Annotated in this window: 20 protein-coding genes; all 20 read left to right on the forward strand. The window is 37.2% G+C overall.

Annotated features, from left to right (window positions below):
- The first annotated feature begins 128 nt into the window (after positions 1–128).
- The 20 genes from LJE08_RS10765 (at position 129) to LJE08_RS10855 (ending at position 13,820) form a co-directional block, all read left to right on the forward strand.
- Entirely contained in the window at positions 129–992 is an 864-nt protein-coding gene (locus LJE08_RS10765; RefSeq protein WP_227403202.1) for an SH3 domain-containing protein, read from the forward strand.
- Positions 993–1,173: 181 nt separating this feature from the next.
- Positions 1,174–1,308 (forward strand): hypothetical protein, encoded by a 135-nt coding sequence (locus LJE08_RS15105; protein WP_255650338.1) that lies wholly within the window; start codon positions 1,174–1,176, stop codon positions 1,306–1,308.
- 90 nt (positions 1,309–1,398) lie between these two features.
- A complete protein-coding gene (locus LJE08_RS10770; RefSeq protein WP_227403203.1) occupies positions 1,399–1,701 on the forward strand; it encodes a hypothetical protein in 303 nt (100 codons plus the stop codon).
- On the forward strand, positions 1,679–1,873 hold the full coding sequence (locus LJE08_RS10775) for a hypothetical protein (RefSeq protein ID WP_227403204.1): 195 nt from the start codon (positions 1,679–1,681) through the stop codon (positions 1,871–1,873). The genes LJE08_RS10770 and LJE08_RS10775 overlap by 23 nt, the downstream gene beginning before the upstream one ends.
- 40 nt (positions 1,874–1,913) lie before the next feature.
- Positions 1,914–2,510 (forward strand): hypothetical protein, encoded by a 597-nt coding sequence (locus LJE08_RS10780; RefSeq protein ID WP_227403205.1) that lies wholly within the window; start codon positions 1,914–1,916, stop codon positions 2,508–2,510.
- Between the two features lie 10 nt (positions 2,511–2,520).
- Positions 2,521–2,916, forward strand: coding sequence for a hypothetical protein (locus LJE08_RS10785; RefSeq protein WP_227403206.1), 396 nt, complete (start codon positions 2,521–2,523; stop codon positions 2,914–2,916).
- A gap of 52 nt (positions 2,917–2,968) precedes the next feature.
- Positions 2,969–3,178 (forward strand): holin, encoded by a 210-nt coding sequence (locus tag LJE08_RS10790; protein WP_227403207.1) that lies wholly within the window; start codon positions 2,969–2,971, stop codon positions 3,176–3,178.
- Entirely contained in the window at positions 3,178–3,426 is a 249-nt protein-coding gene (locus LJE08_RS10795; RefSeq protein WP_195232254.1) for a hypothetical protein, read from the forward strand. Before LJE08_RS10790 ends, LJE08_RS10795 begins: the two co-directional genes overlap by 1 nt.
- 108 nt (positions 3,427–3,534) lie before the next feature.
- Positions 3,535–3,762, forward strand: a complete 228-nt coding sequence (locus LJE08_RS10800; protein WP_227403208.1) for a hypothetical protein — start codon at positions 3,535–3,537, stop codon at positions 3,760–3,762.
- Between the two features lies 1 nt (position 3,763).
- Positions 3,764–3,925, forward strand: a complete 162-nt coding sequence (locus LJE08_RS10805; RefSeq protein ID WP_227403209.1) for a hypothetical protein — start codon at positions 3,764–3,766, stop codon at positions 3,923–3,925.
- A gap of 15 nt (positions 3,926–3,940) precedes the next feature.
- Entirely contained in the window at positions 3,941–4,312 is a 372-nt protein-coding gene (locus tag LJE08_RS10810; RefSeq protein WP_227403210.1) for a helix-turn-helix domain-containing protein, read from the forward strand.
- Between the two features lies 1 nt (position 4,313).
- On the forward strand, positions 4,314–4,508 hold the full coding sequence (locus LJE08_RS10815) for a hypothetical protein (protein WP_227403211.1): 195 nt from the start codon (positions 4,314–4,316) through the stop codon (positions 4,506–4,508).
- 160 nt (positions 4,509–4,668) lie between these two features.
- Complete coding sequence (locus LJE08_RS10820) at positions 4,669–5,280, forward strand: hypothetical protein (RefSeq protein WP_186998531.1); 612 nt, start codon at positions 4,669–4,671, stop codon at positions 5,278–5,280.
- 127 nt (positions 5,281–5,407) lie between these two features.
- Positions 5,408–5,941, forward strand: coding sequence for a cupin domain-containing protein (locus tag LJE08_RS10825; protein WP_117925105.1), 534 nt, complete (start codon positions 5,408–5,410; stop codon positions 5,939–5,941).
- Positions 5,942–5,961: 20 nt separating this feature from the next.
- On the forward strand, positions 5,962–7,545 hold the full coding sequence (locus LJE08_RS10830; RefSeq protein WP_117571399.1) for an ABC transporter ATP-binding protein: 1,584 nt from the start codon (positions 5,962–5,964) through the stop codon (positions 7,543–7,545).
- Between the two features lie 3 nt (positions 7,546–7,548).
- A complete protein-coding gene (locus LJE08_RS10835) occupies positions 7,549–8,376 on the forward strand; it encodes an ABC transporter permease (protein ID WP_117925107.1) in 828 nt (275 codons plus the stop codon).
- A 2-nt stretch (positions 8,377–8,378) separates the two neighbouring features.
- On the forward strand, positions 8,379–10,265 hold the full coding sequence (locus LJE08_RS10840) for an extracellular solute-binding protein (protein WP_227403212.1): 1,887 nt from the start codon (positions 8,379–8,381) through the stop codon (positions 10,263–10,265).
- A gap of 50 nt (positions 10,266–10,315) precedes the next feature.
- Entirely contained in the window at positions 10,316–11,341 is a 1,026-nt protein-coding gene (eutH, locus tag LJE08_RS10845; RefSeq protein WP_227403213.1) for an ethanolamine utilization protein EutH, read from the forward strand.
- Between the two features lie 2 nt (positions 11,342–11,343).
- Positions 11,344–12,360 (forward strand): alpha-hydroxy-acid oxidizing protein, encoded by a 1,017-nt coding sequence (locus tag LJE08_RS10850; protein WP_186998529.1) that lies wholly within the window; start codon positions 11,344–11,346, stop codon positions 12,358–12,360.
- Between the two features lie 167 nt (positions 12,361–12,527).
- Positions 12,528–13,820 carry an ATP-binding protein gene (locus tag LJE08_RS10855; RefSeq protein WP_227403214.1) on the forward strand — a complete coding sequence of 431 codons (1,293 nt, stop codon included), beginning with the start codon at positions 12,528–12,530 and terminating at the stop codon, positions 13,818–13,820.
- Positions 13,821–13,889: the final 69 nt, after the last annotated feature.

Raw genomic sequence — 13,889 nt, forward strand, 5'->3', positions numbered from 1 at the left:
GATGCAGAATTTAATGCACTGTTGTATCTTATGCAGTAATTGACTAAATAAGAATTTAGTGTAGTAATTATTTTTAATAAGAGTCTAGAAATAGGCTCTTTTATCATAAATAGAAGGAGGTCCAAAATATGAGAAAAGGACAAAAACTTACAAAAGGCGGATATCAGCTTTTAGGCTTTCCGATGGAGTACATGAATGTAACTCAAGGAAACAACGTAGGAACACACCTAGGAACAAACGCCCTAGACAACGCAGGAAAGGACACAGGAATTGACGAAACAATTGCACCGTGCGATTGCCACCTAGTAGCCTATGACACTGCACAGAACGGAAACGCAGTATTCCTAGAATCAGACAAGAAAGTTCTATTTAGAGACGGAACGATCAACTTTGCCACATTTATGTTTATTCACGACAACTATATCGAGGATATCAAGAAAGTAAAATACTTCAAACAAGGTGACACTTTCGGAGACGAAGGGACAACGGGATACGCTACAGGAAACCACAGCCACATGGAAGTCGCAAAAGGTAAATTTACGCACTGCTATGACCGCAATGCACAAGGCACTTATCACCTTCCAAACAACGTGTCCGCAGACATTGCATTCGTAACAGACGGAACTGTGATTTTAAATAAAGGATCATTCGCAAACTGGACAGATTCAAGTCACGTGCCATTCAATCAAGGAGGCCAGACTTCTACGGGATCAGCATCCGTGCTAAACGGTATCCCTTCAGACTTTGTATACGAAAAAGCTACATTCTATCCGGCTTGTACAATCAAGATCAGACGCGCGCCAAGCCTAAAAGGACAAGACACAGACCTAACATATATCAAAGGGCAGCATGTAAACTATGACGGGTACGTTCGTCGAGAAGGCTACGTGTGGATCAGCTGGATTGGTGGCGACGGAACACGACGATGGATGGCCGCCGGAGAATTAAATTCGGCAGGAGTAAACGTAAAGCCATACGGAACATTTAAATAGAAAGGATCAGCAATAGAACACAATGAATCGAAGAATAAATAGAAGATACCAGACACCTCTACGCCCAGACTTTGCACATTTTCTAATCGAGGAGCAAGGATTGAGCGACAAACAGAAAAAAGTTGTATACCAGCTAAGAAGCAAAACGCAAGACTCGCAATGGCACTACCAGGACGCAGGCATGTCAAAAGACGAATTCGAAGAAACCGTCAAAGATTTAAATGACTACTACTGGGCCCTTTTGGTAGATATGGCCTTCGGATTTTACAAGCTAAAGAAGGACAAAAGAGGGACGGTTCCAGACATGAAAATATAAGAGAATATAGGTGAAAAGAGGTAGAACACAATGAACACACCATACTTCAATAATTTCATGCCGCAACCTGGGCAGTTCGGGATGCCGCAGATGCAGGCACCAACCCAACAAATGAACCAGATTCAATTTGTAAACGGAATCGAAAGTGCTAAAGCTTTCACTCTAGGACCAAATCAGTCCGTGATTTTAATGGACAGTAACAAGCCTGTTTTTTATCAGAAACAAGCAGACGCAAGTGGCTTCTGTACGATCAAGGCTTATAGCTTCCAGGAAGTGAAAGAAGATCAACCGGAAGACAAGTACCTCACGAAGGCAGAATTCAAGGAATGGCTTTCAAAGGTAGAACAGAATGCGAGAGGAGGCAACCGTCATGAATCCACTACTTCAAAATAGACCAGGGGGAAACGGAAACATGATGCAACAATTTCAGCAATTTAAAAAGATGCTAGGGACGCAGGATCCACAGCAACTTCTAAACGAGCTGATGGCCTCCGGAAAATTTACACAGTCTCAACTGGATCAAGCCAAACAAATGGCGGAACAGTTCAAAGGCTTTCTAAAATAGGATTTTGCAAAATCAAGATAGATAAGAAAGGAGAACACACATGGACAACTTATCATTATCTGATATCGCTTCTGTAACTGGAAACAAAGATGGGTTTCTAGAAGGAAACGGGATTATCATTCTAATTTTATTCTTTTTGATTTTTGGATTTGGTGGCGGAGCCTGGGGAAACAACCAGCAAGGCACACAAGCAGAGGTTCAGCGCGGATTTGATACACAAGCTATTATTAGCAAGCTAGACGGAATCACAAACGGAATCTGCTCAAACGCATACGAAAACGCGCAGCTAATCAACCAGATGAACGTGAACCAAATGCAAAACGCAAACACAACGCAGATGGCCATGATGAATGGCTTCAACGGTGTAAATAGTTCTTTATGCCAAGGTTTCGGAGGAGTACAGGAAAGCATTAACAACCTATCTCACCAGATGGAACAATGCTGCTGCAACTTAAAGACTCAAATGATGCAAGACAAATATGATGCCTTGAAAACTCAATATGATCAAAGCTTGCAGGCAATTTCAAACAGCGTACAAACTCATAACATCTTGAGCCAATTAGGACGATATTACACAAATCCGCCTTACTACCCACAATACGGAACTTACTACCCAGCAGGCGCTACAGTAGCCTAGAGGTATAAAGATGATCCAAGTCGTCAACACGACAAGCGCAATACTAGCAGCAGGCGCAACGATCCCACCAGGAAGCGTTCAGACTCGGACAAACAACAGAGTTAATCTAAACGGAAACGCTCTGGAGATCGTAAAACCTGGAACATATAAAGTGGATGGAAGCTTCGTGATTTCAGCAACTGCAGCGGGAACAAACCAAGTGCAACTTTATGCCAACGGAACAGCAGTTCCGGGAGCCGTAGCACAAGTAACAACAACCGCAGCAGACAACGTGATCACTCTTCCAGTATCCGCTGTCATTCAGGCAGCACCAGCTGCACCAGGAAACAAGGTCGCTCTAACGTGGGTTACATCAGCAGCCGGAACTCTGATCAACGCATCAGAAACGGTTTCTAGAATAGTATAGGTGATTGAAGGCATGCCAGATGGCGTGCCCTTTTTAGTAGGAGGTAACGAGGATGAGTAGACTTACAAACAAAGCATGGTGGGAAGCAGCAGGAGTTCGAGCAATCAAGACAATGGCTCAAACAGCGCTAGCCTCTATCACAGTAGGAGCAGCCGTTCCGGACATTAACTGGATGTATGCAGCAAGCACAACGGTCGTGGCAGGCGTATGCTCAATTCTAACAAGCCTTGCGGGCTTGCCAGAAGTAAACGAGGACGAATAATGACTGATACAATTCTGGTTGCGATCATATCCGGACTTTGCGTCGGAGTACCTTCAGTCCTAGCAACCTGGACCAGCAACTCCAAACATTCGGCCTTGCTGGATTACAAGGTAGAACAGATGGACAAAAAGGTCGACAGCCTAGCGAAAAAAATCGAAAGCCATAACGAGCTGGAGAAGGAAGTGGCTACACTAAAAGAACAGGTTAAAGATCTTTCGGAACGGATCAAGGGAATGCTTGAAAAATAGCATTCCCTTCTTTTTTTTATTTTATGCTTTATTTATAGCTTTTTTGCTTGCTTTATGTACTGTAATACATTATAATGTGAGTGTAAAAAGAAAGAGAGATAGAACACAATGACAAACACAGAAAACCTTGAAGCACTAGAAACTAGAATTCAAAACTGGATTGAAAAACAAAACAAAATCGCAAAGGAAATTCAATACGAATTAAACGCAATCGAAAGAGAAGAAAGAGACATTGACTTCGGAAAAATCAGAAAACTAGCTTACGAAGCAGACGTATATGAAACATTGATTCAAGAATCACAACGCCAAATTAGAACACTACAGGAGGAAGCATAACATGACTAGAGAAGAAGCAGTGATGAGACTAAGAGAAGACATGATGGATCAATTGTATTACAATGAACACATGATGACAGTAAAGGAAGTAGCAAACTGGCTATACAAACACAATTGCGACGAAGACGCTAAGGACGTACTAATGGAAATAATAGAGGACTAAGGAGGACACAGACTTATGGGAATCAGCAAAAATATCAAGATCATAACAGGGTTTAAGGGTATGACCCTCGTGGAATTATCTAAGAAAAGCGGTGTACCAATAAACACTATTTACACATTAACGCGTGAGGATCCAGACAATGCAACGCTGCGTACTATCGATAGATTGGCCGCAGCACTAGAAGTTAATAAGGACTCATTGCTCTCTGGGAAAGATGGCACACCAGAAAAGAATGACAATCTAGAAAAAGAAATTAATTTATCTGAAGCGATCATGAAAATTATAAGAACTCTAAGCGCATCAGGAAAAAAGGACTGGGACTACATAGAATATTTAGTGACCGAAGCTAAGTTACTAGACACAGAGACGGAAACGGAGGAGAAGTAAGATGGCAGTATCAGAGGCAAGAAAAAGAGCAAATCAAAAGTGGAGCGATAAGACATACAAGATCAAGACCTTCAGGCTTCATCTAAAACATGACGCAGACATTCTGGAATACCTAGACACAAAAGAGAGCGTCAACAGATACCTGAAAGATCTGATCAGAGAAGACATAGAACGACAAAAGAAAGAGGCCGAGTAGGCCCCTTTTTTTGTGATGTAATTTTGATGTATAGAGACTAAAAGTTCTAGAATCAAAAAAGAACAGTAAGCAACAAAGGCAGTCAAAATGAATATAGATAAAACAAAATGAGACATAAGGAAGCCTAGGCATTAAAGGTTTAACGTGGAGGTGTTTTTTTATGAAACAAATTGTGCAATTTATTGAAGATAATAATATTTCAGAGGAAGTAGTTGCCAAAGCAGCCCATATGTCTTTGCGTAATTTTAGAAGGCAAATTCATTCTGAGGATCGCACGCAAACGCGTATTGTACTTATTCTTGCAGATTATAATCATCAATCTATTGATTCGATTTTCTTTGATCAAATGTATAATCAGCCCGTTAATTTAGAAGGCTTAACATGGAATCAGGTTCAAGATATTATGAAATTGATTCATCCTGAACTATTTACAGATATTAAAAGAAGTTCGAAATTTAAGGATTTTGAATACAATTTAAAAAATGATATGGGTGATCGTATGCGTTTTATACGAGAAGTTGTTTTTTCGCTTTCACAAACTCAATTTGGCAAATATATGGAAGTAACGAGAAATACTGCTAAGTATTGGGATGAGGGACAGATCAATGTGGATAAGATCTTAAAAATATCGCAAAGAACAAACATCAGTATGGACTTTATGATTCGTGATAATTATCCGTTGACTTTACAGACACAAGGTATGAGTGAGGCTTTATATTTGGCAGTTATGACAAATTGTGTATTGTATCGTTTGAGAAATATGAAGCAGTAAAATAACTTTAACTTTAGAGCAAAAAAATGCTCTTTTTTTCTTGCATAATTGATGGTTTCCTATATAATAGACTTGTTCTTTTAATGAAACAAAAAGTTTAGTATAAAAAACAAGCAGGGGTGATTGAATGAAAATAGGCAAAAAACTAAAAGAGCTTCGAACCCAGAATGGGTTGACTTTGGAAGAACTTGCGAATCGTAGTGAATTAACGAAAGGCTTTTTATCGCAGTTAGAGCGCGACTTAACAAGTCCAAACATTTCTGCATTGGAGAATATATTGGAAGCTTTAGGTACCAATTTGGCAGATTTCTTTCAATCAAGCAAGGAAGAGCAGATTGTTTTCCATACGCAAGATTTTTTTGTGAATGAGCAAGATGATTTGGTTACGGAATATATTATTCCTAATGCCCAGAAGAATCAGATGGAACCTCTTTTATTGACTTTAAAACCGGGCGCAAAGTCACAGGAAGTCAAGGCTCATGAGGGAGAAGAATTTGGCTATATTTTAAAGGGCAGTGTTGTTTTAGTTGTTGGTAATAAAAGGTTAAAAGTTAAATCAAAAGAAACCTTCTATATTACAGGTAAGGAAGGGCATTATTTAGAAAACGTATCGAGTGCGGATGCCAAAGTATTATGGGTATCTACACCGCCTGTATTTTAATTGACAAGGAGAGAACATACATGGAACAGGAAAAGAATAAATTAATTCAATTTCGCCACATCGTAAAAGAATTTGATGGTCAAGTTGTGTTAAAGGGTATTGATTTAGATATATATGAAAATGAGTTTGTCACACTATTAGGTCCTAGTGGTTGTGGAAAAACAACTTTATTACGTATTTTAGGTGGTTTTTTAGAACCTAGCGAAGGACAAGTCATCTTAAATGGAGAAGATATTTGTGAAGTGCCAGCCTATAAGCGTGAGTTGAATACGGTTTTCCAAAAATATGCACTATTCCCTCATATGAATGTGTATGACAATATTGCGTTTGGTTTGAAAATTAAAAAGATGAGTAAGGACGTTATTGATCAAAAGGTCATGAAAATGTTGAAGTTGATTGGTCTTGAAGGATTTGAAAATAAAGATGTTACTTTACTATCTGGTGGTCAGCAGCAGCGTGTTGCGATTGCGCGTGCCTTAGTTAATGAGCCAAGCGTATTATTGTTGGATGAACCTTTGAGTGCGTTGGATTTAAAGCTTCGTAAAGAAATGCAGTATGAATTAAAGAAGATTCAACAAGAAGTAGGAATCACATTTATCTTCGTTACGCATGATCAGGAAGAAGCACTAACAATGTCAGACAAGATTGTTATCATGAAGGATGGCGAGATTCAGCAGGTTGGTAGTCCAGAAGACATTTATAATGAACCAGTCAATCAATATGTTGCGAAGTTCATTGGGGAAAGTAATATTATTCCAGCACGTATGGTTTGCGATAAGAAAGTGCGTTTTGATGATATTACATTTGATTGTGTCGATGTTGGATATAAAGAAAATGAACCGGTGGATGTCGTAATTCGCCCAGAAGATATTGATATTGTGGATGTGAAAGATGGCAAGATGACTGGTGAAGTTGAGAGTGTATTATTTAAAGGTGTTCACTATGAAATTATGGTGGAAACAGTTCCTGGTACGCACGTTACGGTAAATATGCACGTAAACAAGAACTATGCGATCACAAGTGAAGATGGAAAAGAAAAGATTTCTGCCAACGACTTCTATCTAGACTTAGAAGATATGAAGGATATTGATGATAAAGAAATCATTGCGCGTGCCGATGCACAGGCTTGGAATCCTGAAACAGATGAGTTTATTTCAATTCATGATATTGATACAGATTTAAAACAGGAAGTAGGAGAATATACTGTTACTTTCTCAACAAACAATAAAACTTCAATTACGCGTAAGATTTGGGTTGTGGACCAAAGGGTTGTTGAAAACAAGAAGGCTAATGAAGCCGTTTCTGCGTTTAACTTCTTTAAAACAGTGGATGAAATCAAGGAGTCCATGGCTATTGATACAGACTTGAAGACTTGGGCAAATGCACAGGGTTGGAAGTTGGATGACGAAAACGAAACAGTAGATCTAGATGTAGATTATGATTTTGATCCTGAAACAATCAAGGAAGGAATTTATAAGGTTACTTTCTGGACAACAGGACGTGAATTTAAGATTCATACAACGGATTATGTAGAGGAAGGAAAAGAAGTCGGACTTACTTTCTTTGCGGAAGATATTCATGTTATGGAGAAAATGGGATTCTAGAAAATGAAAAAATTTCAACAATTAGCAATCCCTTATATTGTGTGGGCTTGCATCATGTTGTTGCTTCCGATGTTGCTGATTGCGTTTTATTCAATCATTCAGCAAGGCAACAGTATTGTGCACTTTAAGCTTACATTAGATAACTATGTTCGTTTCTTTACAGACAAAGATTTCTTGTTGATTTTATGGCGTTCTTTATGGATTGCCATTAAGACAACCATTATTTGTTTGTTGATTGGATATCCAATCGCATACTTTATTTCTAAGAATAGTCCTAAAGTTCAACAAATCTTAGTTCTTGCGATTACTCTTCCTACATGGATCAATATGCTTGTAAGAACATACGCATGGATTGGTATTTTATCAAGTGATGGAATTATTAGTAGCTTTTTAGGCTTGTTTGGAATTCATACAGAACTTTTATATACAGAGGCTGCTGTATTGATTGGTATGGTGTATAACTTCTTGCCATTTATGATTCTGCAGATCAACACGGCTTTAACGAAGATGGATAAATCTTTATTAGAGGCGGCTCAGGATTTGGGGGCCAATAAATTCCAAACGTTTTGGAAGGTTATTTTCCCACTTTCATTACCGGGCGTAGTTTCAGGTATCACATTAGTGTTCTTGCCAGCTGTAAGTTCATTCTTCATTCCTAAATTATTGGGTGGAGGACAATTCTTCTTGATTGGTAACGTCATTGAAAACCAATTCATTACTGTGGGAGAATGGAACTTTGGTTCAGCTATCTCAATGATCATGGCTATGATCATGATGCTTCTAATGATGCTTGTAAGGAAATTGGAAGAGCGTAATAAGGAGGAAAAATAGGCATGTCGAAAGATAAGAGAGTATTAGGTAAAGTAGGCATGGCTTTATTATTGGTGTTCTTTTATGCACCAATATTATTCATGATTATTTTTTCCTTTAATAGTTCAAAATCATTAACACACTTTACAGGGTTCTCGTTACGTTGGTATGAGGCTATGCTTAAAAATCACAGTATGATGGAATCTTTGTATATCACAATTATTATTGCCTTATTGGCAACAATTATTTCTACGATCATCGGTACGATTACGGCGATTGGTTTATCAAAGTCAAAGAAAGTATTGCGTGCTTTTGTCAGTCAGGTCAATGATTTTCCAATCATGAACCCTGAAATTGTTACTGCCATTGGATTGATGCTTCTATTTATTACTTTCCAAATTGAAAAGGGATTTGTGACATTATTATTAGCACATATTGCTTTCTGTATTCCATATGTTATTTTGAGTATTATGCCTAAGATCAAATCATTAGATCCAAACTTGGCCGATGCTGCAATGGATCTTGGGGCTACGCCTTGGCAAGCTTTAGTAAAAGTTATTGTGCCACAAATTATGCCGGGTATTGTTTCAGGTGCTTTGATTGCGTTCACAATGTCTTTTGATGATTTCGTTATTTCATATTTTGTAACGGGTCAAGGTGTGAAAAACTTGAGTATTATGGTGTATACAATGTCTAAGCGTATTAATCCAAGTGTAAATGCGATTAGTACATTGGTTGTCTTGTTGATCACAATCACATTAACAATTGTGAATATCTTACCTATCATTCGTAAAAAGACAAGTCCTTCAAAACAAAATAAACCTTGGAAATGGGCTGTTGCAGGTGTTGTAGTCGTTGGTTTAGTGGCTTCTTTATTTGGCTTAAATAAATCAGCTGGTAGTCAGCCTTATGCAGGACAAACTTTACATGTATATAACTGGGGTGAATATACAGGTGAAAATATCATTTCAGGTTTTGAAGAGTTAACGGGAGCTAAGGTTATCATGGATAACTTTGATTCAAACGAGCAGATGTATATTAAGGTTGCCAATGGCGATGCGTATGATGTATTAGTTCCAAGTGATTATATGATTCAAAGAATGATGCAGGAAAAAATGCTTCAAAAATTAGAGCCAGAAACTCGCAAAGAATGTTTAGGTGAATTGGTGGATGCGATCAAAGGTCTTCCGTATGATCCAAAGAATGAATATTCAATTCCTTATTTCTGGGGTACTGTTGGTATCGTATACGATAAGAGAAAAGTATCTGAAGAAGATTTGGAAAAAGATGGATGGGATATTTTCTTAGATCAGAAATTTAAGGGAGATATCTATCTATATGATTCTGAAAGAGATTCATTCATGATGGCATTAAAAGCTCTTGGATATTCAATGAATACGACAAGTCAAGATGAATTGAATGCAGCATATAACTGGTTGATTCAATGTGTTCAGACAATGGATCCAGAAATTGTAACAGATGAAATTATTGATAATATGGCACAGGCAAGAAAGGCTTTAGGAGTTATTTATTCTGGAGATGCGGCTTATGTCATGTCAGAAAATGAAAATATGGGATTCTATATGCCTAAGAGTGGAACAAACTTATGGTCAGATGCGATGGTTATTCCAAAGAATGCGAAGAATCCTAAGCTTGCGAATGAGTTTATTCGTTATATCACTAGCTATGATGCAGCTATGGATAATTCAAGTTATGTTGGATATACTTCACCAAATAAAGAAGTTATGGAAGAACTTGGTGGCAAAGACGGAGATTATGATGGTATCAACGCATATACACCTCGTGCTGGTTACGATAAGGATGAAGTATTCCAATATGATGAAACTACACGTAAGATCATTGCGGATTTGTGGTCTAGAGTAAAAGTTTCGGCAAGTAACGCACATTAGTCGAAGAAAATTTCTTCGACTTTTTTTCATTATTATTATAGAATGAATGCATGAATCCGATTATTTTTATTTTATTATGCTTTGCTGCTTTAGGCTTATTTGACAAGATGTTTAAGAATCGACTTGGACTAGCCACTTCTTTTGATCGAGGCATTATAACGATGGGCGATTTTATGATGAGCGTAGGAGGCTTTTATTGTATTGCGATTGCGTTCTTAAATGGTCATGCCACTTTATTTGAAAATAAAGAAATGATTATTTCAAGTTTGTTGGCGCCAGATCTTGGTGGATATTCCATTATAGAGTCTATGACACATGCATATAATATCTTGATTTTCTGTGGTGTATTATTAACGTCCACTTTAGGATGCTTAATTAGTTTTCAATTGCCAATCTTTTTAAATGAACTGGATACAGATGATTTGAATCACTATTTAAAAGGAGTTGTGTATGGTATTTTAGGTTTATTACCTATTCTTATTGGTTGTGGCTTTTTATTGCATATTGATCATTTTTTGATTGTGTTTTTACCCGTAATTCTTATTTGTGCTATTTTGATTGGTTTATTTTTTATTTCATTTCAAACATTAATTGTAGTATTAACCGTTTTTTCTAAATTAGTACAAATGCTTGGGTATATTTTCTTTTTTCTAGTTTGTCTAACCTTCTTTTTCAATTTGAACTTCACAAACGCGACATTAATCAATGAAGCACTACGCATTGTATTTCAAATGAGTATTATTGTATGTGGTTCTTTAGTGTTTTGTGAAATTGTATTAAGAAAGTTTTCAAATCAGATTGAAAGAGTAGGTCAAATACTAAATATTGATAAATACTCAGTGATGGGAATTATCTTATCTTTTGGAACAAGTATTGCGATGCTTCCTTTATTTAGTAAGATGAATAAGAAGGGCAAGATTATAAATGCTGCCTTTTCTTTGAGTGGAGCTTTTGTGTTTGGCGGACAACTCGGTTTTATTGCCTCAGTCAATCCTGCAAGTGTGACTTGGTTTGTGGTTGTGAAACTGGTAGCCGGAATATTAGGTTTAGTTATAGCGAATGTAATGGAGGAATGATTATGAATTATATGGAATTGATGGAAAAAAGTCGTGAAGTGATGGGGACAAAATTATGTAAGTCTTGTCCTGTATGTGATGGAAGGGCATGTCGAAATACGATTCCAGGTCCTGGTGCTAAAGGGATTGGGGATGTTGCGATGCGTAACTATGATGCTTGGAAAAACATTCGTGTGAATATGGATACAATTACTGATAATGAGCCAGTAAGTACAGAATTAGAACTATTTGGTCATACATTTAAATATCCGATTTTTGCAGGTCCTGTAGGAGCTGTAGCCATGCACTATTCAGATGCATATGATGATAATGGATACAATGATATCTTAGTAAAAGGTTGTATAGAAGCAGGCATTTGTGCGTTTACAGGAGATGGAAAAGATCCTAGTATAATGGAAAATGCGACACGAATTATTAAAGAGAATAATGGGTATGGTATTCCAACGGTTAAACCTTGGAGCTTAGAGACTTATTTGGAAAAGCTAAATTTAGCTTTAAACAGTAATGCCTTTGCGGTAGCTATGGATGTAGATGCAGCTGGACTTCCTTTCTTGAAGGGGTGTCAGCCTCCTGCAGGAAGAATGAATACAGAACAATTAAAGGCAATCATTTCAAATACACCTGTACCATTTATTGTGAAGGGTGTTATGAGTGTGAAGGGGGCTTTAAAGGCAAAAGAAGCGGGAGCTAGTGCAATTGTGGTTTCGAATCATGGTGGTCGAGTTCAAGATCAGACGCCTGCAACTGCTGAAGTACTCGAAGAGATTGTAAAAGCTGTAGATGGCAGTATGAAAATCTTTGTGGATGGTGGACTTCGTAATGGTGTCGATATCTTTAAGGCTTTGGCATTAGGTGCGGATGCTGTCATTGTAGCTCGTCCATTTGTGAATGCGATCTATGGAGCAAAAGAAGAAGGTATTCAAGTCTTAGTGGATAAACTTGGCAGTGAACTTCAAGATACTATGGAGATGTGTGGGGCTAAAAGCTTAAAAGACATCACTCGTGATATGGTAAGATAGGCAGCTTAAATGCTGTCTTTTTTAATGTAGAGAAAAAATGTGCAAAATAGATACTGAAAATTTCGGAAAAATGTGTAAAAACAATACTAAAAAGTCCGGAAAAATGTGTTGAATAGATGTAGAAAAGTCCGGAAAAATGTGTTAATTTATAATTAAGAGGTGGTATCATGAAGCGAAATGCGATTTTAGAACTAGTTCAATGGAAAAATAGTACTGAGAGAAAACCAATGGTATTAAGAGGGGCAAGACAGGTTGGTAAGACTTGGTTGATGAAGGAATTCGGTCAGAATTATTATGATAATTATGTTTATTTTAACTTTGATGAAGAAGATGAATTAAAATCTATTTTTGAAACCAATAAAAATCCACATCGTATTATTGAACTTCTTTCTATGATCAGTGATGAAAAAATTGAGCCTGAAAAAACTTTGATTATCTTTGATGAAATTCAGGAGTGTCCTGAAGCATTAAATACACTGAAGTATTTCAAAGAAAAGGCGAATGAATATCATGTGATAGCGGCAGGAAGTCTTTTAGGTACATTATTGGCAAAGCCAAAGTCATATCCTGTAGGTATGGTTAATCTTTTAGATATTTATCCATTAACGTTTGATGAATTTTTAGATGCGATTGATTCTGGGCTATATGCATATTATGAAAGTGTTCAAAAAGGACAAGTGATTGAAGAGATTTTTCATCAACGCCTATTGGATGTATTTAATTATTATCTTATTATAGGGGGTATGCCTGAATGTGTATCTTCATGGATCAAGTACAAGGATCCTACTATGATATCTAAAATTCAAAGAGAATTGATTGAGGTTTATGAAAATGATTTTTCTAAACACAATGGAAAAGTGAATAGTGGACGTATTTTGATGGTGTTTAGAAGTATTGTTGCTCAACTTGCGAAACCAAATGAGAAGTTTATGTATGGTACCGTTCGTGAAGGTGCTAGAGCTAGAGATTTTGAAGAAGCTATTGAATGGCTTGTATCAGCGGGTATGCTTAATCGTGTATATAATGTGTCTAAGATGGAACATCCGTTGTCTGCTTTTGATAAATTGGATCAGTTTAAATTGTTTGTGTTTGATACTGGGCTTCTTAAACAAATGGCGGGTGTGGATAATGGCGCCATATTATTGAAAACGGATTACCAATTTAAAGGGCCGTTGACAGAAAACTATGTGTTACAACAATTAAAAGGTCAATTTGAAGTTGAACCTCGATATTATTCGGATAGAAATGGTGAAATTGATTTTGTGGTTCAAAATAAAATGGAAATTATTCCAATTGAAGTAAAGGGTGGTGAGGATAGATCTGCCACTTCTTTTAAGACATATGTCGCAAATTATGCACCAGAACATGCATATCGTTTTTCTAAGCGTGGATATCGTAAAGATGGTGATTTCACGAATCTTCCATTATACTTGGTTCGAAAAACAAAGAATTTATTGTAGTTAATTGTTTAATATGAGTACCCATCTAACGACCCCATGTACTAAATAGACATCGATATCGTCAATATA

Origin of the sequence: Holdemanella sp. DFI.5.55, from assembly GCF_020593575.1 — a bacterium.
GTDB classification, from domain to species: domain Bacteria; phylum Bacillota_I; class Bacilli_A; order Erysipelotrichales; family Erysipelotrichaceae; genus Holdemanella; species Holdemanella hominis.

Bases quoted from the DNA above. Each gene is read 5' to 3' on its own strand.
- LJE08_RS10825 (WP_117925105.1), top strand. From the start codon at position 5,408: ATGAAAATAGGCAAAAAACTAAAAGAGCTTCGAACCCAGAATGGGTTG.
- LJE08_RS10805 (WP_227403209.1), top strand. From the start codon at position 3,764: ATGACTAGAGAAGAAGCAGTGATGAGACTAAGAGAAGACATGATGGAT.
- eutH (WP_227403213.1), top strand. From the start codon at position 10,316: ATGAATCCGATTATTTTTATTTTATTATGCTTTGCTGCTTTAGGCTTA.
- LJE08_RS10850 (WP_186998529.1), top strand. From the start codon at position 11,344: ATGAATTATATGGAATTGATGGAAAAAAGTCGTGAAGTGATGGGGACA.
- LJE08_RS10840 (WP_227403212.1), top strand. From the start codon at position 8,379: ATGTCGAAAGATAAGAGAGTATTAGGTAAAGTAGGCATGGCTTTATTA.
- LJE08_RS10795 (WP_195232254.1), top strand. From the start codon at position 3,178: ATGACTGATACAATTCTGGTTGCGATCATATCCGGACTTTGCGTCGGA.
- LJE08_RS10780 (WP_227403205.1), top strand. From the start codon at position 1,914: ATGGACAACTTATCATTATCTGATATCGCTTCTGTAACTGGAAACAAA.
- LJE08_RS10800 (WP_227403208.1), top strand. From the start codon at position 3,535: ATGACAAACACAGAAAACCTTGAAGCACTAGAAACTAGAATTCAAAAC.
- LJE08_RS10855 (WP_227403214.1), top strand. From the start codon at position 12,528: ATGAAGCGAAATGCGATTTTAGAACTAGTTCAATGGAAAAATAGTACT.
- LJE08_RS10770 (WP_227403203.1), top strand. From the start codon at position 1,399: ATGCAGGCACCAACCCAACAAATGAACCAGATTCAATTTGTAAACGGA.
- LJE08_RS10785 (WP_227403206.1), top strand. From the start codon at position 2,521: ATGATCCAAGTCGTCAACACGACAAGCGCAATACTAGCAGCAGGCGCA.
- LJE08_RS10790 (WP_227403207.1), top strand. From the start codon at position 2,969: ATGAGTAGACTTACAAACAAAGCATGGTGGGAAGCAGCAGGAGTTCGA.
- LJE08_RS10775 (WP_227403204.1), top strand. From the start codon at position 1,679: ATGAATCCACTACTTCAAAATAGACCAGGGGGAAACGGAAACATGATG.
- LJE08_RS10815 (WP_227403211.1), top strand. From the start codon at position 4,314: ATGGCAGTATCAGAGGCAAGAAAAAGAGCAAATCAAAAGTGGAGCGAT.
- LJE08_RS10810 (WP_227403210.1), top strand. From the start codon at position 3,941: ATGGGAATCAGCAAAAATATCAAGATCATAACAGGGTTTAAGGGTATG.
- LJE08_RS10835 (WP_117925107.1), top strand. From the start codon at position 7,549: ATGAAAAAATTTCAACAATTAGCAATCCCTTATATTGTGTGGGCTTGC.
- LJE08_RS10830 (WP_117571399.1), top strand. From the start codon at position 5,962: ATGGAACAGGAAAAGAATAAATTAATTCAATTTCGCCACATCGTAAAA.
- LJE08_RS10765 (WP_227403202.1), top strand. From the start codon at position 129: ATGAGAAAAGGACAAAAACTTACAAAAGGCGGATATCAGCTTTTAGGC.
- LJE08_RS15105 (WP_255650338.1), top strand. From the start codon at position 1,174: ATGTCAAAAGACGAATTCGAAGAAACCGTCAAAGATTTAAATGACTAC.
- LJE08_RS10820 (WP_186998531.1), top strand. From the start codon at position 4,669: ATGAAACAAATTGTGCAATTTATTGAAGATAATAATATTTCAGAGGAA.